The organism is Shewanella sp. SM20, from assembly GCF_025654545.1.
Classification (GTDB): Bacteria; Pseudomonadota; Gammaproteobacteria; order Enterobacterales; family Shewanellaceae; genus Shewanella; species Shewanella oncorhynchi.
Genome location: NZ_JAKKRK010000008.1, coordinates 16842 through 39291, shown reverse-complemented (window position 1 = coordinate 39291; position 22450 = coordinate 16842). Strand labels below are relative to the sequence as shown.

18 protein-coding genes are annotated in these 22450 nt (G+C 46.6%); 13 read left to right on the top strand and 5 right to left on the bottom strand.

Annotation, left to right across the window (positions count from 1 at the left end; all coding sequences use genetic code 11):
- Positions 1 to 30: 30 nt before the first annotated feature.
- Positions 31 to 1038: a LysR family transcriptional regulator gene (locus L5M18_RS05280; RefSeq protein ID WP_263196142.1), complete on the bottom strand. Its 1008-nt coding sequence runs from the start codon at positions 1036 to 1038 to the stop codon at positions 31 to 33.
- Between the two features lie 138 nt (positions 1039 to 1176).
- Here L5M18_RS05280 and L5M18_RS05275 point away from each other — a divergent pair, with 138 nt between their 5' ends.
- Entirely contained in the window at positions 1177 to 2136 is a 960-nt protein-coding gene (locus tag L5M18_RS05275; protein ID WP_212600427.1) for a sodium-dependent bicarbonate transport family permease, read from the top strand.
- Positions 2137 to 2213: 77 nt separating this feature from the next.
- On the opposite strand, the gene L5M18_RS05270 is transcribed toward L5M18_RS05275, so the two are convergent.
- Together L5M18_RS05270 and glnE are read right to left on the bottom strand one after the other, a co-directional pair.
- Positions 2214 to 3185 carry a sensor domain-containing diguanylate cyclase gene (locus L5M18_RS05270; RefSeq protein WP_263196141.1) on the bottom strand — a complete coding sequence of 324 codons (972 nt, stop codon included), beginning with the start codon at positions 3183 to 3185 and terminating at the stop codon, positions 2214 to 2216.
- A gap of 104 nt (positions 3186 to 3289) precedes the next feature.
- Positions 3290 to 6145 (bottom strand): bifunctional [glutamate--ammonia ligase]-adenylyl-L-tyrosine phosphorylase/[glutamate--ammonia-ligase] adenylyltransferase, encoded by a 2856-nt coding sequence (gene glnE, locus L5M18_RS05265; RefSeq protein ID WP_263196140.1) that lies wholly within the window; start codon positions 6143 to 6145, stop codon positions 3290 to 3292.
- 238 nt (positions 6146 to 6383) lie between these two features.
- Here glnE and L5M18_RS05260 point away from each other — a divergent pair, with 238 nt between their 5' ends.
- The 8 genes from L5M18_RS05260 to L5M18_RS05225 all read left to right on the top strand — a co-directional run bounded on the left by L5M18_RS05260 (position 6384) and on the right by L5M18_RS05225 (position 13419).
- A complete protein-coding gene (locus L5M18_RS05260; protein WP_105251557.1) occupies positions 6384 to 7355 on the top strand; it encodes a hypothetical protein in 972 nt (323 codons plus the stop codon).
- 13 nt (positions 7356 to 7368) lie between these two features.
- Complete coding sequence (locus tag L5M18_RS05255) at positions 7369 to 8268, top strand: DUF350 domain-containing protein (RefSeq protein ID WP_113939026.1); 900 nt, start codon at positions 7369 to 7371, stop codon at positions 8266 to 8268.
- 4 nt (positions 8269 to 8272) lie between these two features.
- On the top strand, positions 8273 to 9997 hold the full coding sequence (locus tag L5M18_RS05250; protein ID WP_198571858.1) for a polyamine aminopropyltransferase: 1725 nt from the start codon (positions 8273 to 8275) through the stop codon (positions 9995 to 9997).
- Positions 9998 to 10075: 78 nt separating this feature from the next.
- Positions 10076 to 10489, top strand: a complete 414-nt coding sequence (locus L5M18_RS05245) for a YjfI family protein (RefSeq protein WP_105251554.1) — start codon at positions 10076 to 10078, stop codon at positions 10487 to 10489.
- A gap of 11 nt (positions 10490 to 10500) precedes the next feature.
- Positions 10501 to 11190, top strand: coding sequence for a PspA/IM30 family protein (locus tag L5M18_RS05240; protein WP_028761835.1), 690 nt, complete (start codon positions 10501 to 10503; stop codon positions 11188 to 11190).
- 164 nt (positions 11191 to 11354) lie between these two features.
- A complete protein-coding gene (locus L5M18_RS05235; protein WP_028761836.1) occupies positions 11355 to 12008 on the top strand; it encodes a hypothetical protein in 654 nt (217 codons plus the stop codon).
- Between the two features lie 101 nt (positions 12009 to 12109).
- Positions 12110 to 12439 (top strand): hypothetical protein, encoded by a 330-nt coding sequence (locus tag L5M18_RS05230; protein ID WP_028761837.1) that lies wholly within the window; start codon positions 12110 to 12112, stop codon positions 12437 to 12439.
- A gap of 155 nt (positions 12440 to 12594) precedes the next feature.
- Entirely contained in the window at positions 12595 to 13419 is an 825-nt protein-coding gene (locus tag L5M18_RS05225; protein WP_105253058.1) for an ion transporter, read from the top strand.
- Positions 13420 to 13502: 83 nt separating this feature from the next.
- Here the strand turns inward: L5M18_RS05225 and L5M18_RS05220 are convergent, their stop codons facing one another.
- Entirely contained in the window at positions 13503 to 14999 is a 1497-nt protein-coding gene (locus L5M18_RS05220; protein ID WP_263196139.1) for an inorganic triphosphatase, read from the bottom strand.
- Between the two features lie 231 nt (positions 15000 to 15230).
- On the opposite strand from L5M18_RS05220, the gene L5M18_RS05215 reads away from it, so the two are divergent.
- The 4 genes from L5M18_RS05215 (at position 15231) to putA (ending at position 21455) form a co-directional block, all read left to right on the top strand.
- Positions 15231 to 15911: a TIGR00153 family protein gene (locus tag L5M18_RS05215; protein ID WP_105251552.1), complete on the top strand. Its 681-nt coding sequence runs from the start codon at positions 15231 to 15233 to the stop codon at positions 15909 to 15911.
- 26 nt (positions 15912 to 15937) lie between these two features.
- Positions 15938 to 17227, top strand: a complete 1290-nt coding sequence (locus L5M18_RS05210; protein WP_113939029.1) for an inorganic phosphate transporter — start codon at positions 15938 to 15940, stop codon at positions 17225 to 17227.
- Between the two features lie 224 nt (positions 17228 to 17451).
- Positions 17452 to 18003, top strand: a complete 552-nt coding sequence (locus L5M18_RS05205) for a TIGR04211 family SH3 domain-containing protein (protein ID WP_105251551.1) — start codon at positions 17452 to 17454, stop codon at positions 18001 to 18003.
- A gap of 257 nt (positions 18004 to 18260) precedes the next feature.
- Complete coding sequence (gene putA, locus L5M18_RS05200; RefSeq protein WP_263196138.1) at positions 18261 to 21455, top strand: bifunctional proline dehydrogenase/L-glutamate gamma-semialdehyde dehydrogenase PutA; 3195 nt, start codon at positions 18261 to 18263, stop codon at positions 21453 to 21455.
- 144 nt (positions 21456 to 21599) lie between these two features.
- On the opposite strand, the gene L5M18_RS05195 is transcribed toward putA, so the two are convergent.
- Positions 21600 to 22412 carry a hypothetical protein gene (locus L5M18_RS05195; RefSeq protein WP_263196137.1) on the bottom strand — a complete coding sequence of 271 codons (813 nt, stop codon included), beginning with the start codon at positions 22410 to 22412 and terminating at the stop codon, positions 21600 to 21602.
- Positions 22413 to 22450 lie beyond the last annotated feature (38 nt).

The following is a 22450-nucleotide window of genomic DNA, read 5'->3' as shown; positions in this document are numbered from 1 at the left end:
TAATAAAGCATTCCATAATACAAGCAAGACTCAAGAGTGATAGGACCGAGTTTGCGGTGCATGATTAAAGTGCATAGCCAGTTCACTGATATCAGTGGCAACCCATTCTGGCTCGATACACTCGACCAAATGCGCCGCCATAAAGTCCACCAGTTGCATGGCGGCATAGGGCAAACGGCGATCTTTACGGCCAACTAGATACCAGTTACTTTCGAGCGGAAACCCCGTAACAGTTAGAATTGCAGGTTTTTCGCGCCCTTCTTGCAAGGTATGCGCCGAAATCACCGACAAACCTAAGCCCGACGCGACGCTCAAGCGTATCGCCTCATTACTCTCGATTTGCATAGTGTCACCGAGCGTGATGCCTTGTCCGCTGCACCAAGACTCGAACATTAAGCGGGTGGCTGACCCCGGTTCGCGCACGATAAAACGCTCATTCTTAAGCTCGTTAAAATTCACTTGTTCACGACCCACTGCCCAATGCTCCTTTGGTGCAATCAGTTGCAGCGGATTTTTAATGATGCGTGCAGATAACACGTTATCGCCACTTGGAGGATGACTGAACAGGTATAAATCATCTTCTTGACGTTCAAATCTGCCTAATACATGGGCACGGTTACCAATGTTTAAGGTCACTTTAACCTGTGGAAACTGCCGATAAAATGCCCCTAAAATCCGTGGCAACACGTATTTGGCGGTAGTGACAATACCGATATTGATGTGACCGACACTGCCACCTTTAGCCTGCTGCATAAAAGCATCGAAATCCTCAAAACGACTCAAGGTATCGCAGGCTGCGCGGTACAACTCATTACCAATCAATGTCGGTAACATGCGGCCATCACGACTCTCGAGTAATGGCTCACCCAACACATCGGCCAGTTTTTTAAGCTGTAATGACACTGTGGGTTGAGTTAAATGCAATGCCCTCGCCGCTGCGGAAATATTACCTAACCGCACCACTTGCACATACACCTGCAGTAACCGAAAACTCAAATGCCGCAATTTAAGCTGAGTCGATGACGAACGCTTATCCATAGATAATTATCTATACCTAGGTGGTAAACAATTTATTTTTCAATATAACTAATTAGGTCCAAAATCACCAGCCATCAGGATCACTCGACAAACAAGCGCGTTTTGCACCGCTTAAAAGTCAAACTTAATGAGATACCTATGCCCGATATTGTCATTGCATTTTTCGCCTTAGGCCTGTTAGCTGGCCTAGTGAAATCAGATCTTAAAGTCCCACCCGCGATCTACGAAACCCTATCCATACTGTTAATGCTTACCTTAGGTTTAAAGGGCGGAATGGCACTCCACGGTCACACTCAAAACTTAGTGTTCACTGAGCTGTTAGCGGTTGTTGCCTTAGGTTTGATTATCCCCTTGGCCTTATACCCTGTACTAACCCGGCTGGTTCGCATTGGCCATACCGATGCCATTAGTATTGCCGCCCATTACGGCTCCGTCAGTGCGGGAACCTTTGCGGTGGTGATGGCTATGGTTGAAAAATCTGGGTTGATCTTAAGGCCAGAAACGACCCTATATCTCGTGCTGCTGGAACTACCTGCTATTGTCGTAATGCTCTGGTTACACAGATACTTAAGTGCCAAAAAAGCAATTGAAACATCACCCAAAAATGAAAATCAATCAAGCGTGTTGCACGAAGCCTTAACCAGCCGCGGCGTTGTCTTACTCCTTGGCGGTGTAGTGATAGGTTGGCTTTATGGCCCAACGGGACTTGCGCCGCTTACACCTGTGTTACTAGGCGGATTCAAAACCTTACTGGCATTATTTTTACTGGAAATGGGCTTAGTAACGGCTAAAGTGTGTTTGCCGCTACCACTGAAACAATGGCGCTTATTAGTGTTCGCCGCCGTAACGCCCTTTATATTGGCTTGGTGTGGTATTGGTGTAGGTGTTTGGCTGGACTTACCTTCAGGCAGCATTTTAGTGTTAGCGGCATTAAGTGCCAGCGCATCTTATATCGCAGCTCCAGCGGCCATTCGAGCCGCAATCCCCGAAGCCAATATAGGTCTGGCTATGCTAGCCTCACTGGGGATCACATTTCCAGTTAACGTGCTAATTGGCTTACCCTTATATCAACATTGGGTAACGCTCATTACAGCTTAGTACTTCTTCGCCGAATAAAGTCCAATGAAAAGGGAGACATTATTGTCTCCCTTTTCATTGGCATAAGCGTAAACAATTTAAGATGCATCACTGTGATGTGTGGCTTTATCCTGATACATGGCTTTATCGGCGGAATCTAACAGATCCTCTAAGCTCATATCTGAATCCGGTGTCCAATGGGCGATACCTATGCTGGTCGCCAATCTATGTTGCCTAGGGTGCTGTTGATTATATTGCTCAAGTAACTGCTTAAAACGCTCGATGACCCGATTGACTGTATCGCTATGCACAAAACTTAGCAGCACCACAAACTCATCGCCGCCAAGCCTTGCGATCACATCCGACTCCCTAAAAGCAGTCATTAAGATATGGGCAAAATCATATAACACCTGATCGCCCTTGCGATGACCAAAGCTGTCATTCACTTCCTTAAAAAAGTCGAGATCGAAGAATACTAAGGCCGCCTCAGATTCGGTACGTCGACAACTCGCCAGTGACTGATGGGCCAGTAATTCAAAACCACGTCGATTCGAAATAGCTGTCAAGGGATCTAAGGTATTTTGCGCGATAGAGAGTAATTCAGCCTCTACCATTTGTCCTAAATCCGTTAAGGTTTCAATGTCTTCAGCCGTAAAATCCCGCGGTTCAGTACCGATTAAACACAAAGTACCCACCCGATATTGCTCGTGAATGGTGAGGGGATAGCCGGCGTAAAAGCGAATATGCGGCAGCTCAGTCACCAGAGGATTGTCACTAAAACGGGGATCTTTGAGGGCGTCGTTCACGATGAAAATGCCGTCATGATTGATCGCATGTCCACAAAATGAAATTTCCCGAGGTGTTTCAGTCACCTCCAATCCTTGGCGAGATTTAAACCATTGCCGTTCGGCATCCACTAAGGTCACAACACAGATGGGCAAGGAGAAAATTCTGCGCGTAAGCCGAGTAATACGGTCGAAACGTTCCTCGGCATCGGTATCGAGCACATTAAGTGCCCGTAACGTGGCCAAGCGTTGCAGCTCGTTTTCAGGAATTGTAGGTAATTGCATGGCACTCTCAGCTAACTGCTCTCATTAAACTCTAGCCTAAATGGTGTATTCTTGCGGTGTTAAGGCTGAAATTCGTATCAGCCTTAATCCCCTTAAAGACTGCACTATTCAAGCACAGCACGATAAATGTTTAACACCCGCTCAGCATGGTCTTCTACCTCTGACACTGGTAACTGCCCCACCTTTTGTTGCAGAGTCAGTCGATGATTTTCATCCCGTAGTAAGCAATAGGTCTGAGTTAAATGCTGGGCACTCATCATTGGCAAAAGTTCAAGCTCAGCTAACACACCAAAAATCCGCACATTGTCAGACCAAATCGTTAGCTCTGGATACTCGTGGGCATTAGCCAGCACTAAGTACTGGGCAATAAACTCAATATCGGCAATCCCGCCTGGACTCTGCTTTAAATCAAACATGCCATCACTGACTTTAAGCAAGTGATCGCGCATCTTCTGACGCATCTCACGTACCGCTTTTTGCAGCTCAGCTTTATCACGGGGCTTTTCCAATACTGAAGCGCGAATATGACTGAATTTAACCGCTAAGCTATTGTCACCAAAAACAAAACGCGAGCGAACTAAAGCTTGATGCTCCCACGTCCACGCCTCATTAGCTTGGTATTCGCCAAAACGCTCAATCTCACTGACCATCAAACCCGAGGCGCCTGATGGGCGCAGACGCATATCCACTTCATACAACTCCCCCGAAGTCGTGCGAGTCGAGAATAAATGCAGAATGCGCTGGGCGAGTTTGAGGTAAAAATGACCAACTTCAATCGAGCGATCACCATTGGTCAGGCCGTTTTCTGTTTTATTTTCACACAAGAAAACTAAATCGAGATCGGAGCCGTAACCCAATTCAATCCCGCCGAGCTTGCCATAACCGACAACGGCAAAGCCTGTGTCACTGCCCTCAAGGTGAGCGGGCACTCCATGGCGCACTGAAACCTGTTGCCACGCCTGCATCACCACTTGTTCGATAATAGCTTCGGCTAAAAAAGTTAAGTGATCGCTCACTTGCATCACGGGTAAAACACCCGTGACATCGGCTGCGGCGATTTTAAGTTGTTGTGAAAGCTTAAATTGTCGCAGCGCTTCCATCTGCTGCTCCATATCATCCTCGGGCACGCGCATCATGTACTGACGCAGCTCGCTCGGATAATCGTCGATGGAGGTCGTGTCATAGAGCTGCGACGGATCGATAAGCTCATCGAGCAACATGGGAAATTTAGCCAACTGCGCGGCAATCCAAGGACTGGCGCAACACAAACTCACCAACTGCTGCCGCGCACCTGGGTTTTCACACAAAAGCTCAAGGTAAGTGGTGCGAGTTAAAATCTGCTCCAGCACCTTAGACACGGGCTCAAAAGCTGACGATGGACTCTGTTGATTAATCAATTCTTCCAATAATCTTGGCATTAATTTATCTAAGGTTTCTCGCCCGCGTGGACCAATCGAACGCTTAGTCACTGTTTCGCGCCAGCTGCTGAGCATAGGGCACAGCTTGTCATCATCAATTTGCTGTTCGGCCAACAACGCGATGCCATCATCAAGGTCTTGCATATTCCACAGCTGCGCCGTCCAATGTTCAGCTTTTTCTTCGCCTTCTTCGCCACCCACTGTGGCTTTAAAATGACGATGGATTTTGCTCATTGCCGCTTCAATATGAGTGCGTAAATCAACCTCATTGGCCATATCGAGTACATGGCACAATCGAGCCCAATCCAGTGGATTATTCGGTAAGGTTTGGGTTTGTTTATCGTCAATGGCTTGCAGTAAATTCTCAACCCGGCGCAGCAGTAAATAACTGTGTTTAAGCTCATCCACCGCCAAATATTCAAACTGCCCTAAGCTGTAGAGCGTATCGATAGCACCGAATAAACTCTGCTGACGCAACGCAGGCTCACGGCCTCCACGGATCAATTGAAAACTTTGCACCACGAACTCGACCTCACGAATACCGCCTGCACCGAGTTTAATATTGTCGGTCAAATGACGGCGCCGCACTTCTTGCGCGATGAGTTGCTTCATTTTCCGCAGGGATTCAATTGCCGAAAAGTCGATATAACGGCGATACACAAAGGGTCTCAGGAGGCTGTGTAGTTCATCGGAGAAATGGTTCCAAGGCCCGAGCGCACGCGCCTTGACCATGGCATAACGCTCCCAGTCTCGCCCTTGTTCTTGGTAATAATCCTCAAGACCACTAAAACTCACCACCAAGGGGCCACTTTCACCGTAGGGGCGCAAACGCATATCCACGCGGAACACGAAACCATCGACTGTGACTTGATCGAGCAAGTTCACTAGCCTTTGCCCCATGCGGATAAAGAATTGTTGATTGTCTAAACTGCGACGACCGCCGACGGTTTCGCCATGCTCAGGAAACGTGAAAATCAAATCGATATCGGAGGAGAAATTAAGCTCGCGGCCGCCTAACTTACCCATACCTAAAATCAGTAGCGGTTGCGGATTCCCTTCTTTGTCCATCGGCGTGCCATATTGAGCGCACATATCTTTATAGAGCCAATCGCGGGCGCAGATTACTAACGCTTCGGCGAGCGCCGACAGATCAAGCAAGGATTCCTCTAAACTGGCATAGTCTAAAAAGTCACGCCAAGCTAAACGCACCATTTGATAGTTACGAAACCGTCGCAGGGTGGTTTTAGCCATCTCCTCGGTGGTCGTGCTAGCCAGTTCTTCATGTAAATCAACATCAAAGTTTTTACGATCAATCAGGCTTAACTCGCCCGCAAACAGCATAGCGATCCACTCGGGATGTCGGCATAGTTGAGCCGCCACATAATCACTGAGTCCCAAAACTGTTTTGAGTTCTTGCTGCTGAGCAGGCGTTAATTGCGCAAGTCCTTCGGACCATGCTTCCTCTAATCGCAGCCAATTGCGTTCAGCGGTTTGATTAATAAGAATAGACAATGACTTATTACTGTCTTTTTGCATGGTCATAATAATCCCTAACAAATTTAGCTATCGACATATTATGTCGTAAATGATATAGATTGACGCCACATCATGTTATGTTCGACGAGACTTGCAGCTACCTGATGTAACACACAAATAAAGGTTTACACTTTTATCTGTGGCATTTAAGGGTACTATAACCTGCGCGGCAGGCATATTGGGCAAGCGGATTATTATTGCCTGCAAGTATTTGAGTTTTATTTCATTACCTTTTGGAGAAAACATGGCAGGAATGCTAACCCGTGTTCTCACATCGATACTTTTTTTAGCCGTTTCGCTATCGCTGACGGGTTGTGGCGATGACAGACCGGATAAAATCGCGAAGTATCAACAACTCACACAGCAACGACTCGCTACGCTCACGACGATGATCGATGACGGCCAGTTGCGTAACGCTAATCTCTTAAAACAATACACGACACTGCTAAAGCAACAGAAACCCGATTTAGCACCCTTACTCGATGAATTAGCAAAGGATTCTGGTACCCAAGGTCCCATGTATACCTCGCTAAAACGTCGTTTAGATGAATCGAAAGTGGCGAGTAACTTTGCTGATCTCGATCAACAGCTGGCCGAAGCAGAAAATCTTTATCAAGCCGCAGATCCCAGTCTGTTTAACGATATGTTGTCTGATCCCGTCAACGTGGTCGCCGATATGTCCGACGGCAAACTGGCTCGCGTAAATGCGATTAGCCGTGAGGCTGCAACATTAGCCAATGGCGGTGAAGATTTTGGTCCAGGCAGTCAATTAGTTGGTAATCCCTCTTACGGCAACTGGCAAACCGACTCAAGCGGCACTTCGTTTTGGGCTTGGTATGGCATGTATTCGATGTTTTCGAATGTTTTCAATCGCCCAGTTTCCTACGATCGTTGGTCGGGTAACCGTGGTTATAGCTATTACAATGACGTAGGTCGTTATCGCTATACCTCACCCAAACAAGCGGATGCGCAAAATAAGACTTTCGAACAAACGAAAAAACGTTTCGACTCACAAGGCAAGCGCTTTGACAGCCCTTATGCTAAGCCGCGAACTGGTGGCACGGCGTTATCCCGTGAAAGTACCAGCGCACCTAAGGCCAGCACGACAAGTGCGAGCAAGAGTTCGAACAGTAAGTTTCGATCTAACTATGCTAAAGACAGCAGTTTCCGCAATTCCAGTAATCGCACGACCCGCAGTGTGCGCCGGGGCAAGTAACTAAGGATTTCCAATGACATTATTTCAGGATTTCGGTATCACACCAGAGCTAGCCATCATTCTGGCTATCGATCTCACCATAGCCGTGATTTTGCTAACGCTAATGCGTTATTTGCAAGGTTGGAGTGTAAAGGTCAATAGCAGTAAGGAGCTGGCAGAGCGGGATAACTTTGCCTTTGGCATAAGTACCGCTGGCGCAGTTGCCGCCCTAGGCATAGTACTTACAGGCGCTATCACAGGCGCTGCGGCACACTCTTATCTTACCGAAGCGATTGGCATGAGCTGCTATGGTTTATTCGGTTTAGTACTGATTAAACTCGGCCGTTTTCTCCACGATAAAATAGCGCTAAATGAGTTTGATAAGAACGAGCAAATCATCAAAGGTAATGTGTCCGTCGCTATCGTCGATGCTAGCGTTGCTATTGCTACCGCCATTATCATTCGCTCCGTCTTGCTGTGGGCAGAAGATTTAACGGTCGATACCTTCATTGCCATCTTCAGCGCCTTTGCGATTTCGCAGTTGATGTTAGTGCTACTCACGCGCTGGCGTGAAAACCGTTTCGCAAGCCGCAACCAAGACTCGTCTATGCAGCAAGCCTTAGCCCAAGGTCATACAGCGTTAGCGCTACGCCATGCGGGTTACATGATTGCTATGGCACTGAGCTTTAATGCCGCCAGTCACTTTATTATTTATAATCCAACGGCTTATGTGACTAACGTGATCGGTTGGTTAGTGTTCTCAGTCATTATGCTGATCGCGCTCTCCTTACTGCTGTTCGTCGTGAAGAAACTGGTATTGGCCCGTATCGATTTAGCCGATGAAGTGGAAAGACAACACAATATCGGTATCGCCGCAGTAGAAATGGCGATCAGTATCGCTATCGCACTTATCCTCACGGCACTGATGGCTTAATCGAATGCAAGAAATTAGCTTAACTCCCTCGGCGGCTAAACCTAGCCGCCTAGGTTGGTTCGACGATGTTCTCTTATTGGGCATTATGGCCGTATTAGCAGGTTGCGGCCTGATCTACGAATATCTTTTATCCCACTATGCGGGCCGCATTTTAGGCGCATTAGAAGCCGCCATTTACACCATGATAGGCTTAATGATTGTCTCCATGGGACTAGGTGCCTTCGCCGCGCGTAAGATCCGTGATGCCTTTACCGGTTTTGTGATCTTAGAACTCACAGTTGCACTCTGTGGCTCACTCGCCATTTTAATCACAGCAGCGGTGATTGGTTTTGGTCAACAACTACCATTGATCATTGCTAACACCTTAGGTTTACCGCCAGATCAACTGCCCGAAGGTGGCATGATAGGCTCGCTGCAAAAACTCAGCGAATACTTACCCTATGTGTGGGGTGTGTTATTGGGCCTGATGATTGGTATGGAAATCCCGCTGATTGCTAGGGTTCGCCAATCCCTTTCCGACGAGCATTTACTGCATAACGCGGGCACCATTTACGGAGCTGATTACATAGGCGCAGGCATAGGTGCCGCCATTTGGGTTGGCTTTATGCTCGCCATCGATATCCAACTCGCCGCCGCCTTAACCGCCAGTTTCAATCTATTGGCAGGTTTTGTGTTTATTTGGCGATTCTGGCCTAAAATCCGCCGCCCTAAACTGCTTTTGAGTGGGCATTTTATCGTGACTGGTGTCTTACTCGTATTAGCAATCCACGGCCCACGCTGGGAGCAAGAATTCAATAATTTGCTCTATAAAGACAAAGTGGTTTACGCCAAGGCGACACGTTTCCAACAGCTGACCTTCACCGAGCGGTTGCGCGGTAACGGTCTGCCGCCCGTTTATGCTTTATACATCAATGGTCGCTTACAATTTTCTAGCATAGACGAGCACATCTACCATACGTTTCTCGTTCATCCTACGCTCGCGGCCAGTGCCCGTCACAACAAGGTGCTAATCATTGGCGGCGGTGATGGACTCGGTCTCAAACAAGTACTCCGCTGGGAACCTGAACAAGTCACGCTGCTCGATCTCGATGTGGGCCTAGTGCAATTATTTAAATCGCCCGATACAGATATGCCCGATAGTCTCAGTCGCGCTATGTTGGCGCTCAATGGCAACGCACTGAACGATCCCCGTGTCACAGTGATCAACGACGATGCATTTAATGGTGTCGATAAACTGATTGCCACAGGCGTGAAATACGATGCGATTATCGTAGACTTGCCCGATCCGAGCCATCCCGATCTTAATAAGCTCTATTCGGACTATTTCTACCGTAAATTAAAGGAACTTATGAGCAGTGATGGCGCTCTGACTGTACAGTCAACATCGCCTTACCATGCCCCTAAGGCCTTTATTTCGGTAGCAAAAACCTTGGCATTGGCGGGATTTGACGTCAAGCAGTACCATCATAATGTGCCCAGTTTTGGTGAATGGGGCTGGAGTATTGCAACCTTAGCCGGACTCGATGCACAACACAGATTAGCGAAGTTAACTGAGTTGCCCATCAAAGATGACTGGCTCACTTTAGGTTTAGTGGATGGCGCCTTTGAGTTTCCAGCCAATTTTTATCAAGATGCCGCCAACATAAAACCCAATGAATTGGGTTCATTGCAGCTGTATCACTACCATTTGCAAGATTGGTCCGAGAATCAAGGACTGGATCTTTTTTAATAGGATGAGATAGTACTTGACATATTATGTCTCGGTGCTATCTTTGAATACAGACATAATATGTCAATAAGGACAAATATGAATATCCATACCATTGCCAATCACCTCAACAGTCTTGGCAACAACAGCCAAACTGGCTTTCAATTTGATTGTTATCCAATCGATGGTGAAGTCGAAGTGTTGCAAGTGAATGTGGTCGGCCGTGAAGAAATCCCGGTATTTGTATCGGTAACGGACAACCAAGTACTTTGCATCAGCTACCTGTGGGGCGAGAATGAAGTAAATCAAGAACGTCGCAGTGAAATGTTTGAAACCATGCTAGAGCTCAACATTCCAATGCCCTTGTCAGCTTTTGCAAAAATTGATGACAAATACGTGGTTTACGGTGCGCTATCACTACAATCTAGCATGCTCGAAATCGAGCAAGAATTAGCAGTTTTATCTGATAACTGTTTAGAAGTTATTGATGAATTGGTCGACTATCTGAAATAAGGAGCCACAAAATGGGCATTCTGAATAAAATTTTAACAGCGTTTCGCGGTGGTGCCACCGAAGTTGGCCAAAGCATCGTTGACGCAAACTCAACCCGTATTTTCGAACAGGAAATCCGTGATGCAGAAAAGCATTTAACCAATGCTAAACGTGAACTGACCGATGTCATGGCAAAAGAAATGCAAGCCAGCCGTGAAATCGACCGTCTGAAACGTTCGATTGCAGAACACGAAGGTTATGCGACTCAAGCATTGGACAAAGGTAATGAAGCCTTGGCGATTGAAATTGCTGAAAAGATTGCTCAGTTAGACCAAGAGTTGTCTGAGCAACAAAGCGCCAACGACAGCTTTAGCGCCCATGCTGCACGCTTGAAAGACTTAGTGAAGAAAACCGAACGCCAACTGTCTGATTATCAACGTCAGTTGAGCATGGTTAAAACCACTGAAAGCGTACAAAAAGCGACGGCAACCATTACTGACTCGTTCGCGTCTAGCAACTCTAAGCTGCTGAACGCTAAAGATTCACTAGAACGTATCAAAGCACGTCAGCAACAATTTGACGACCGTTTAAAAGCGGCTGAAACCTTAGCCGATGAAAACAGTGATAAGTCGTTGCAAGCCAAACTAGCCGAAGCGGGTATTGGTGAGCAAAAGTCAAACGCAAATGCAGTGCTAGATCGAATCAAAGCACGTAAAAGCTAAGCAATGATTGACCGAATGCCGAGTCTCAGTGGGATCATCACCCCCTACTGACCTCGGCATTTTTTTGTTTCATCCTCATTAAATAAAAATGACCACTATTGCCCGTGAATATCCGCAGCCAATCAATATGAGGCCGCACGCGAGCATAGTCAGCAGGAGTCACTATGGGATTTTTCAATAGTATTTTTGGTAAGAAAGCCCCGCCACAGCGCGAGCTCAATCACCCGTCCCAGCTCAATGTCGGCGACATGATCTCAATCGATGATAGTTTTGCCCTGCCACCACAACTCCGTGGTCAACAATTAAGAGTCGAAGCCGTACATACTTACGAGTCTGAACGTAAACAACACTCCGAATGGTTACTCAAGGGACATGGTAGCGATACTCTCTTTTTGAGCATTGAAGAAGACGACGAAACCTATCTCGCCTTTTCGATTAAGGTTTCCCGCGCCCAAGTGGAGCAATTATTCGATCTCGAGCAATTCAGCGCCCTGTTCGAGGAACCGGGTCATGCCGAGTTAACTACGCAAGTATTACCGGCCGACTTAGCTGAACAACTTGAACAATGGCTTGGAAAACAATACCACCAAGTGACTTTTGCCGCTTTTGGCTATTTTCATCGTCAGGATTATCGTGGCCAAAAGCCGCCACAGGATGCCAATGGCGCCACAGGTGAGCCCTTTGAGTACTATTTATTACTTGATGACAATGAAAGCTGCGCCGTCGAAGTGGAAGTCTACGAAGGGGGTGATACCGATGTTGTCTTGACCCTATATCGCCCGCTAACGGATATTCGGGAATACTGGCCGGCGAAATAACACGAAAATAAGATAAAGTGCGTGCTCGCACTTTATCAATAATCCCAATACAATCTCACAGATAAGCGCTAGAAACGGTTGATAGCAATAGGTAATACGCCATGAGTAAAACCAAACACCCTCTGCCCGAGCAATGGTTAAAGAACCAACAAGCCGCTAAGGCGACACAGGTTGCCTTCGATCTCGATGAAAAATTTCAATACTCTATTCGTAAAGCCGCGTTAGATGCAGGCGTTAGCCCTTCTGATCAAATTCGCACTATTTTAGGTCTTAGCGTATCGAAACGGCCAACGCGTCCGCGCCTTACCGTGTCACTCAATGCAGATGACTATGTGCAACTGGCAGAGAAATATGGTTTAAGTGCCGATTCACAGCTAGAAATTAAACGCCGTGTACTCGACGATTTAGTCCACTTTGTTGATGAAACCTAAAGCAACGCAGATCTCAAGCGCCAACCCTTCTTACCATTGGCTGGCGCGATTAATCGATATATAGCCCTTTTATTAACTCAGTCAATTTACTCACAGCCTAAAGTCTTTTACTTTAGTAGTGATATTCGCCGCACTTAACAGGGATCATGTTTGGCATGACAGATAAAACCCCATGGTCGCTTCGCACCCTTGGCACTCCTTCTCCATTCGAAATGGCGATGATGCTATTGTCCTTGCTGTCGGTGATCATAGTACTTGTCATGACCTTCGGCCGCCTAGATAGCGAAACCTACCGCTTGCTCTTCTTTGTCGATACCAGTATTTGCATGATTTTTATGATCAACTTCTTTGTTGGGTTGATCCGTGCTCGCGATAAACGCTTTTTCATTAAACACCATTGGATTGATTTTATTGCCAGTATTCCGGCGATTGAAGCCCTACGTATGGCACGGCTTTTTCAAATCCTACGGGTAATACGCCTGATCCGCATGAGTCGCTCACTGCTGCTCCCACTGGTAAAACAACGTAAACAAGCCACCTTAGCCAGTTTACTGGTTGCTATGGTGACGATTCTAACATTAGCTTCCGTCATTATGCTCATCGTCGAAAGCGGCACCGAAGGCGCCAATATCCAGACCGCTGAGCAAGCGATTTGGTGGGCATTAGTCACTATCTCTACCGTCGGCTACGGCGATTATTATCCTGTAAGCACAGCAGGCCACATCATAGGTGGCGTGGTCATTGTCAGCGGTGTGAGTTTTTTTGGGGTGATTTCAGGTTATATGGCATCGGTATTTGTCGCGCCAGATGAATCTGAACGCCAAGAACGCCAAGATGCGCATAAAGCCGAAATCAAATCAGAGCTTGAATTAGCCTTAGCGAGAATGGAAGAGAACCAACAAAAAATAGAACAAAATCAAGCGCAAATGCTGGCTCAAATTGCGGAACTTAAGCAGGCTATCGAAACAAAAAATAGCTGACTTTGTTGCGAAAACGGACTAATGAAAAGGCTCAATCTATTTTAGATTGAGCCTTTTCCGTTTATCAGCGATAAAAAGTAATACTACCAGTAGACCTGCTGTTGCATCGCGTTACGGCGTGTCGATTCCATAGCAAACAACAAACTCTGCTGCTTGTCTTCCAGCCACTCAGCTAAATTGATATCTAACTCCCGACTCGCATCCTGTAAGGCGCGATAACAAGCCAAAGTTTTAATCCCAAGCGCGAGATCTTGCCAAGGTGCACGAAATGCGTCCCGTGATTTCGCCTCATATAAACTGCCGTAGGCATGACCCACAAGAATGCTCGCATCCAACACTGTGGCCACTTGTAGATAATTCGCCGCTGTCATGACGCTATTGAGTGGCATGACCTCAATTATCGCCATCCAAGAAGCTTGCTGAGCACGATCGGCATGCTGGCGTAAGCTAGGCTGATGGGTGATGTCCACTTCACCAGCACTGATCTTTAGCAACAGTTCAACAATAGCCAGCTGTAATTGACCATATTCGGTCTGTTGCCATAGGAAGAGTAAGCGTCCCGTCAGATTAATCTCTGTCAGTTGCGCCAGAAGTCGCGCTTTAACTTGGGCATGTTGGCCAAGCTTAGCAAATAAGCCTCTTTGGCTACCAAGCAAGGCGGTCAACGCCTGTGCCCGCTCAATAAAATCGAGCTGCTTTTCAATCAGCATAAATTGGCTAGACAGTGTCACATTCAATAATTCGAACTGATTTAAGGTCATTCGCAGCAAACGAATACAGGCGCGCATCCGCCACCATAGTGCCACACAGGCTTCAGGGTCACTTTCCTCTGCGATCATGCTCTCTAATAATTGCCAGCGCTCAAGGGCGGTTTCAAGCAGGATTTGGCAGTTTGCACTTAAATCCAGTAAAGAAGAATCGTGTGACTCGGCCAGTGGCAGAAATTCCAATGCTTTTAAATCGAGCGGCTTAGCCTTACCCGCCAATCGATAGCCCCGCTGCGCTTTACTGGCCTTACCTAAACGCACGGGCACAACGCTCGCCACTTGCATCGCCAGCTTAAGTAGCGCCTCAGTATCGCCACTGAGGAGTTCAAACTCGAGCTCACACAGGGCTTCTTGCTGGCCATTTGCGGTGATTTCACCTATGTCTAACGCCACTTCGACCACGCTGTTATCAATCTGAACATGCCAAGCGCGACGATAAAAATCGGTGTGAAATATACAAGTTAACTGAGCTTGAGTTGCCGCTAAATCGGCATCAGTGGGCCAAATGCTGGTAGGAAATAGACTTAAATCTGGGCTATCGGATTGGATAGTCACATTGTATTCGGGCCGCGAATGAATGCCGCCCACGACTTGTCCTGCGGTTTTTATGGTCTGCTCTCGGTGCGCATCGTAACCGCGCACCCGCAATCCCATGTCCCACTGACGTAATTGCAAGTCAGGGGTGTCGAAGTAACCATTCGCCAAACGACGTTGACCTTGAGGTACGGCATTATCGAGACTATCTAACTTATTTATCAGGGATTCTTGATATATCGGCAGGAAAAACAGTTTTAATTCAATCTCAGCATTCATTGCGTAACCGCTCACTTTGTCATCAAATATTCATCGATGCGTCATCTTTAGTTCATAATGTCACAAATGTGTCATAAAAATCCCGTAGGATTTGGTTTTGCAGTTGGTATATAACCCGTTAGAATAAACCTGTCGTTTTTTCTGAAAAAACACAGTTTCAATACGCGGACGCATAGGTTAACATGCGCCCGCTTTTTCCAATAATGGAACAATCTAAATAGGTAAACGGCAATGCCAGTAAACTCTATTTTGGGCGTGTTTGCAAAATCGCCAATTAAGCCTCTTCAAGAGCACATGGACAAAGTACACGATTGCGCATCGTTACTCGTCCCCTTTTTCGAAGCCACTATCACAGGCAACTGGGACAGTGCAGTTCAATTACGTAAGCAAATTAGTTTAGCCGAGAAGCAAGCAGATTCACTAAAACGTGAAATCCGCCTTACTCTGCCAAGCGGTTTATTTATGCCAGTAGAACGTACAGATTTATTGGAACTTTTAACTCAACAAGACAAGATAGCCAACAAAGCCAAAGATATTTCCGGTCGTGTTATCGGCCGTCAGCTGTTAATCCCTCAGGTCATGCAAGTCCCATTTATTGCTTATCTACAACGCTGTATCGATGCGGTAGCACTAGCAAAACAAGTCATTAATGAACTCGAAGATCTGTTAGAAACAGGTTTCCGTGGTCGTGAAGTCGACTTAGTGGCAAAAATGATCAACGAACTCGATATCATCGAAGAAGATACTGACGATCTACAAATTCAGTTACGCCGTCAGTTATTCGCTATGGAATCTGAATTGAATCCTGTCGATGTGATGTTCCTCTACAAAACGATTGAATGGGTCGGTGGTCTTGCAGATCTTGCCGAACGCGTCGGTTCGCGTCTTGAGCTTATGCTGGCTCGCGTTTAACAAATTAAGGTTATCAAGGTATCAATATGGTTGATGCAGGTATTGAGGTGGCTAACGTCTTAGTCACCAATGGCCCGTGGCTTATTGCCATTGCGGCTGCATTTGGTTTTCTCATGGCATGGGGTATTGGGGCGAATGACGTCGCCAATGCGATGGGAACCTCTGTAGGTTCAAACGCAATTACAATTAAACAAGCGATTATTATCGCAATGATCTTTGAGTTTTCCGGCGCATTTTTAGCTGGGGGCGAAGTTACCAATACAATTCGTAGCGGTATTATTGATTCTAGCTATTTCACTGCGACTCCTGAATTGCTGGTTTACGGCATGATAGGATCATTGTTGGCAGCAGGTATTTGGCTTGTCGTCGCATCGGCCCTTGGCTGGCCAGTATCAACGACTCACTCTATCGTCGGTGCCATTATTGGTTTCGCCGCCGTGGGTGTTGGTGCAGATTCAGTCTCATGGGATAAAGTGGGCGGGATTGTAGGCTCTTGGATCGTAACCCCCGCTATTTCGGGCTTTATGGCATTCATCCTCTTCCAAAGCACTCAAAAACTCATTTTCAACACTGACGATCCATTGAGTAATGCTAAGCGTTTCGTACCTTTCTATATGGCATTTGCTGGTTTCATCATGTCATTAATGACGATTATGAAAGGCTTATCCCATGTTGGTCTGCATTTCTCAGTTACCGAGTCTTACCTACTCGCAGGTGCTATTGCAGCTGTAGTTGGTATCTTAGGTAAAATAGCCATTTCACGCTTACAAATGAGTGATAAAGCAGATCGTCAAACCCAGTTCAAAAACGTTGAAAAAGTGTTTGCGATTCTGATGGTTTTGACTGCTTGTTGTATGGCTTTTGCCCATGGTTCAAACGATGTAGCAAATGCGATTGGTCCATTAGCGGCGGTTGTTTCTGTCGTCAATAGCGGTGGTGAGATTGCAGCGAAATCACCTCTAGTCTGGTGGATTTTACCTTTGGGTGCCGTAGGTATTGTGATGGGTCTGGCGATTTTTGGTCAGCGCGTTATGCAAACTATCGGAAAAAACATCACTCACTTGACGCCAAGTCGTGGTTTTGCGGCAGAATTAGCCGCGGCAACAACTGTAGTTATTGCTTCTAGCACTGGTTTACCTATTTCTACCACACAAACCTTAGTGGGTGCGGTATTAGGTGTAGGTATGGCCCGTGGTATCGCAGCGATTAACATTGGTGTGGTACGTAATATCGTCGTATCTTGGGTTGTGACCTTACCAGCAGGTGCTGGCCTATCAATCATCTTCTTCTATATGATTAAAGGTATTTTTAATTAAGAAGTCTCGCTAAATGTGTTGCTGACATTAAGCAGTATTAGCGCCTAGGACTAGAAGGTCGTAGGAAAGATTGAATTAAATTGGAATGGTCATAGCATGGATGCCGTAAAGTTGAGGGAAGTCTATGACTTCCCTCTTGCATTACAGGCCTCAAATCCCTAGCATGTGCAGACTATTTCGTTGATGAGAATACAAAAGTGTTTAGACTCCTGACTCTGGTAGGAATGATCTTGCTGTCTTCCAACCTGCTGGCCGAAGGCCAATCCCGCTACATCTCGGATAACGTGTTTCTTTATCTTTTAGGTGGCCCTGGTACTGAGTTTCGAATTGTTGGATCAATTGAAGCGGGTCAACCTGTGACACTGCTCAACGAAACTCAAGGTGATTACTCCAAAATAATCGACCATAAAGGCCGTGAAGGTTGGGTACAAACCAACTTGATCAGTTCGACTCAAAGTTTCCGTGAGCAAGTCCCTGCGTTAACAACTGAACTCGCACAGGCCAAAGCTAAATTAGCTGAAGTATCAAGTTCAACGGATAATCATGCTGGCGAACTGCTCGAATTAAAGGCTAAACTAAGCGAGTTAGAAACCAACCTAGCTAAAACGACTCAAGAACGTGATCAACTGAAAAATGCGGTAGATCGCACAGCTCAAGACGAACGTTTTGAACTTTGGCGCCAAGGTGGATTAATCGCAGGCATGGGCTTAATCCTAGGCATTATTTTAGTGTATTTACCTAGACCACAACGTCGCAATAAAAAACGTTGGATGTGAGTCTGACACACAAAAAGTCTTAATTTACCTTCCAAAAGCCAGTGTTTTCAAACACTGGCTTTTTTGTCAATCAAGCGTTACATCGACTTATTAACAAGCTAATCAAACAAGCTTCACAATCTTTCACGCTATAGTGTTGTCCGTCACATTTTGGTTGTATAATCTGCGCGCGCAAACCTTCATATTGTATACAAAATATCAAATGCGTTTGGCGCCTCCCAATTTGTTTCAACAATAGCGCCCCAATAACGGCCAAGATGGAAGCGATAACTATGTTCAAAGCGAGTGAAGTGCTGGCAGGCCGCTACGATTCTGCCAATCTCGACGAACTGTTCAAAGCAGTCAGCGACAACTACATTGTCGATGAAGAACAATACTTGTCAGAGCTGATCAAACTAGTTCCCTCAAGTGATGAAGCCATAGAGCGCGTCACTCGTCGTGCCCACGAACTGGTCAATAAGGTTCGTCAATTCGATAAAAAAGGTTTGATGGTCGGCATAGATGCCTTCCTGCAACAGTACAGCTTAGAAACACAGGAAGGCATTATCCTGATGTGTTTAGCCGAAGCTTTACTACGAATTCCCGATGCGGCCACTGCCGATGCGCTGATTGAAGATAAGCTTTCAGGCGCTAAGTGGGATGAGCACATGAGCAAGAGTGACTCAGTGCTAGTTAACGCATCGACCTGGGGCTTAATGCTCACAGGTAAAATCGTTAAACTCGATAAAAAACTCGATGGCACCCCAAGCAACTTGCTGAGCCGCTTAGTGAATCGTCTGGGTGAGCCTGTGATCCGTCAAGCCATGATGGCAGCGATGAAGATCATGGGTAAGCAGTTCGTACTGGGCCGCAACATGAAAGAAGCCCTAAAGAACAGTGAAGACAAACGTAAGTTAGGTTATACCCATTCCTACGACATGCTGGGCGAAGCGGCGTTAACTCGCAAAGATGCCGAGAAATACTATACCGATTACGCCAATGCGATAACTGAGCTCGGTGCTCAAAGCTATAACGAAAATGAATCACCGCGGCCAACAATCTCCATCAAGCTGTCGGCATTACACCCACGTTACGAAGTGGCCAATGAAGACCGCGTCTTGACTGAACTGTACGACACAGTGATTCGCCTGATTAAGCTGGCACGTGGCTTAAATATCGGTATATCTATCGATGCTGAAGAAGTCGATCGCCTCGAGTTATCACTAAAACTGTTCCAAAAACTGTTTAATTCTGAAGCAACTAAAGGCTGGGGATTACTCGGTATAGTCGTACAAGCCTACTCTAAGCGTGCCCTGCCCGTACTGGTTTGGTTAACACGTCTAGCGAAAGAACAAGGGGATGAAATCCCAGTGCGTCTGGTAAAAGGTGCCTATTGGGATAGCGAACTTAAGTGGGCGCAACAAGCTGGAGAAGCCGCTTATCCACTCTACACTCGCAAAGCCGGTACTGACGTTTCTTACCTCGCCTGCGCCCGTTACTTGTTATCGGATGCGACTCGCGGTGCTATCTACCCACAATTTGCTAGCCACAATGCGCAAACCGTGGCGGCAATTTCCGATATGGCGGGCGATCGTAACCATGAGTTCCAACGCTTACACGGCATGGGACAAGAGCTGTACGACACGATTCTGGCTGAAGCCGGTGCTAAAGCGGTACGTATTTATGCCCCCATCGGTGCCCATAAAGATCTACTGCCCTATTTAGTCCGTCGTCTGCTGGAAAACGGCGCGAATACTTCGTTCGTCCATAAGCTTGTCGATCCTAAAACCCCCATCGAGTCATTAGTGGTACATCCGCTAACAACACTGACGGGTTACAAAACCCTGGCTAACAACAGAATCGTTTTACCTGCCGATATTTTCGGTAGCGATCGCAAAAATTCCAAGGGACTCAATATGAACATCATTTCCGAATCTGAGCCATTTTTCGCGGCACTAGAACAGTTTAAAAATACCCAATGGCAAGCGGGCCCTCTGGTTAACGGTAAAACCTTAACTGGCGAACATAAAACGGTTGTTAGCCCATACGACACTACCCAAACCGTAGGTCAAGTCGCCTTCGCCGACAAAGCTGCAATCGAAGCAGCAGTCGCGTCTGCTGAAGCAGCATTTGCCTCTTGGGCACGCACACCAGTGGAAACCCGTGCCTCTGCACTGCAAAAATTGGCCGATTTATTAGAAGAAAACCGCGAAGAATTGATCGCCCTGTGCACCCGTGAAGCGGGCAAGAGCATTCAAGACGGTATCGACGAAGTACGTGAAGCCGTTGATTTCTGTCGTTACTACGCAGTACAAGCCAAGAAGATGATGGCAAAACCTGAACTGCTTCCAGGCCCAACGGGTGAACTGAACGAACTGTTCCTCCAAGGCCGCGGTGTGTTCGTGTGTATCAGCCCATGGAACTTCCCATTAGCCATCTTCCTCGGTCAAGTCTCTGCGGCATTAGCGGCGGGTAATACAGTCATCGCAAAACCCGCGGAGCAAACCTCGATTATTGGTTATCGTGCAGTACAACTTGCTCACCAAGCAGGTATTCCTGTTGAGGTTCTGCAATTCCTACCCGGTACGGGTGCGACTGTGGGTAGCGCAATTACGGCCGATGAACGTATCGGCGGCGTATGCTTTACCGGTTCAACTGGCACAGCAAAACTGATTAACCGTACACTGGCCAACCGTGATGGCGCGATTATTCCGTTGATTGCCGAAACTGGCGGTCAAAATGCCATGGTAGTGGACTCAACCTCGCAACCTGAGCAAGTGGTTAACGATGTGGTTTCATCGTCATTCACCAGCGCAGGCCAACGCTGCTCCGCACTGCGCGTGCTATTCCTCCAAGAAGACATCGCCGATCGCGTGATCGAAGTCCTGCAAGGCGCGATGGATGAGTTAGTGATTGGCAACCCAAGCTCAGTAAAAACCGACGTAGGCCCAGTTATCGATGCGACCGCCAAAGCCAACTTAGATGCGCACATCGATCATATCAAGCAAGTCGGTAAGCTTATCAAGCAAATGCCGCTGCCTGCTGGCACTGAGAACGGTCACTTCGTGTCGCCAACTGCAGTGGAAATTGACTCAATCAAAGTGCTCGAAAAAGAACACTTTGGCCCAATCCTGCACGTGATCCGTTATAAAGCAGCGGATCTTGGCAAAGTGATCGATGAGATCAACAGCACAGGCTTTGGTTTAACCTTAGGTATCCACAGCCGTAACGAAGGCCATGCCTTGGAAGTTGCCGACAAAGTGAACGTGGGTAACGTCTACATTAACCGTAACCAAATCGGTGCTGTGGTGGGCGTACAGCCTTTCGGCGGTCAAGGTCTGTCAGGCACAGGTCCTAAAGCCGGTGGCCCACACTACTTAACCCGTTTTGTGACTGAAAAGACTCGCACCAACAACATCACAGCTATTGGTGGTAATGCGACCCTACTGTCACTCGGTGATAGCGAAGAATAAGTACACTGAACTTGCTTTAGAATATCGCAATGCATCTTTAGCCATCGCGATAACAATAAAAAAGCCAGACTGAGTCTGGCTTTTTTATTAGAGTCTAAAACGGTACTTATCTATGACGTAACAACTTAATTAAAATCCCAGTCATTACATATCCGTCATTAATACGGGTTGACCAAAACCTTTAAGTTCAGCGTGGGAGGACTCAAAATACTGCTGCCAAAACTGTTTCAACGGCAACATTACTTGACCGCCTCTAAATCCTTTTGATGTAGCAGGAACCCAACCCGCACCTAATACGTAAATATCTGCCTGCTTAAAATCACTCAGCATGTTCGCTTTTTGTATTTTTAGCATTTCTTGCTCAGGTTCGATAACTTTTAAGGTGTTTTTACTGTAAAAGCTGGTCACATCTGAATTTTCAACCATATCGGACACAAGTAACAATACTCGGCGTCCTTCGGTATCGGCAGCCACTTGCGGCGCAATAACCTGAGATAAATTACTGAGGATTTCAGTTTTGGGCAAATCCACATCATTAGGTTTAAAAGCATGTTTTATATGGGCATCAATTTTACTTCTAACGAACTGAGCTTGCTTGTTCATGCAATTATCAAAAGCCATTAGATTTTTCTTCGATACGTCATCCCTGTCAGCAATATCAGTATCCAGCCTGCCACTAAACAAAACATCGGTATAAAAATCTTTTACATAAGCACTAAAGCTAATGATAGTAATTTTATCCCCAGCTTGTAGGAAGAGATGCACTTTCTCATGAACTAACTGTTTAATATTTATGTCCGGAGAAAAAGTACCATCGATCGCCACAAACAAATGTCGGCCAGAAACTGTCTTTGCCGTTAGTGGAGCAATTTTGGCAAACTCGTAGCAACTTTTAATATCATTTCTCTCAGCGGCCATCGCAGGCAAACACATAGAAATAGCTAAAGTGCCAAACAAGCCAGTAACCACCAACTTAGCAAGCTTTGTCATTCCTG

Coding starts and splice junctions, on each gene's coding strand:
- L5M18_RS05205 (WP_105251551.1), top strand. CDS start 17,452: ATGATCTTGCTGTCTTCCAACCTGCTGGCCGAAGGCCAATCCCGCTAC.
- L5M18_RS05280 (WP_263196142.1), bottom strand. CDS start 1,038: ATGGATAAGCGTTCGTCATCGACTCAGCTTAAATTGCGGCATTTGAGT.
- L5M18_RS05235 (WP_028761836.1), top strand. CDS start 11,355: ATGGGATTTTTCAATAGTATTTTTGGTAAGAAAGCCCCGCCACAGCGC.
- L5M18_RS05260 (WP_105251557.1), top strand. CDS start 6,384: ATGGCAGGAATGCTAACCCGTGTTCTCACATCGATACTTTTTTTAGCC.
- L5M18_RS05215 (WP_105251552.1), top strand. CDS start 15,231: ATGCCAGTAAACTCTATTTTGGGCGTGTTTGCAAAATCGCCAATTAAG.
- L5M18_RS05250 (WP_198571858.1), top strand. CDS start 8,273: ATGCAAGAAATTAGCTTAACTCCCTCGGCGGCTAAACCTAGCCGCCTA.
- L5M18_RS05270 (WP_263196141.1), bottom strand. CDS start 3,185: ATGCAATTACCTACAATTCCTGAAAACGAGCTGCAACGCTTGGCCACG.
- L5M18_RS05275 (WP_212600427.1), top strand. CDS start 1,177: ATGCCCGATATTGTCATTGCATTTTTCGCCTTAGGCCTGTTAGCTGGC.
- L5M18_RS05240 (WP_028761835.1), top strand. CDS start 10,501: ATGGGCATTCTGAATAAAATTTTAACAGCGTTTCGCGGTGGTGCCACC.
- L5M18_RS05225 (WP_105253058.1), top strand. CDS start 12,595: ATGACAGATAAAACCCCATGGTCGCTTCGCACCCTTGGCACTCCTTCT.
- L5M18_RS05220 (WP_263196139.1), bottom strand. CDS start 14,999: ATGAATGCTGAGATTGAATTAAAACTGTTTTTCCTGCCGATATATCAA.
- L5M18_RS05245 (WP_105251554.1), top strand. CDS start 10,076: ATGAATATCCATACCATTGCCAATCACCTCAACAGTCTTGGCAACAAC.
- putA (WP_263196138.1), top strand. CDS start 18,261: ATGGAAGCGATAACTATGTTCAAAGCGAGTGAAGTGCTGGCAGGCCGC.
- glnE (WP_263196140.1), bottom strand. CDS start 6,145: ATGACCATGCAAAAAGACAGTAATAAGTCATTGTCTATTCTTATTAAT.
- L5M18_RS05230 (WP_028761837.1), top strand. CDS start 12,110: ATGAGTAAAACCAAACACCCTCTGCCCGAGCAATGGTTAAAGAACCAA.
- L5M18_RS05255 (WP_113939026.1), top strand. CDS start 7,369: ATGACATTATTTCAGGATTTCGGTATCACACCAGAGCTAGCCATCATT.
- L5M18_RS05210 (WP_113939029.1), top strand. CDS start 15,938: ATGGTTGATGCAGGTATTGAGGTGGCTAACGTCTTAGTCACCAATGGC.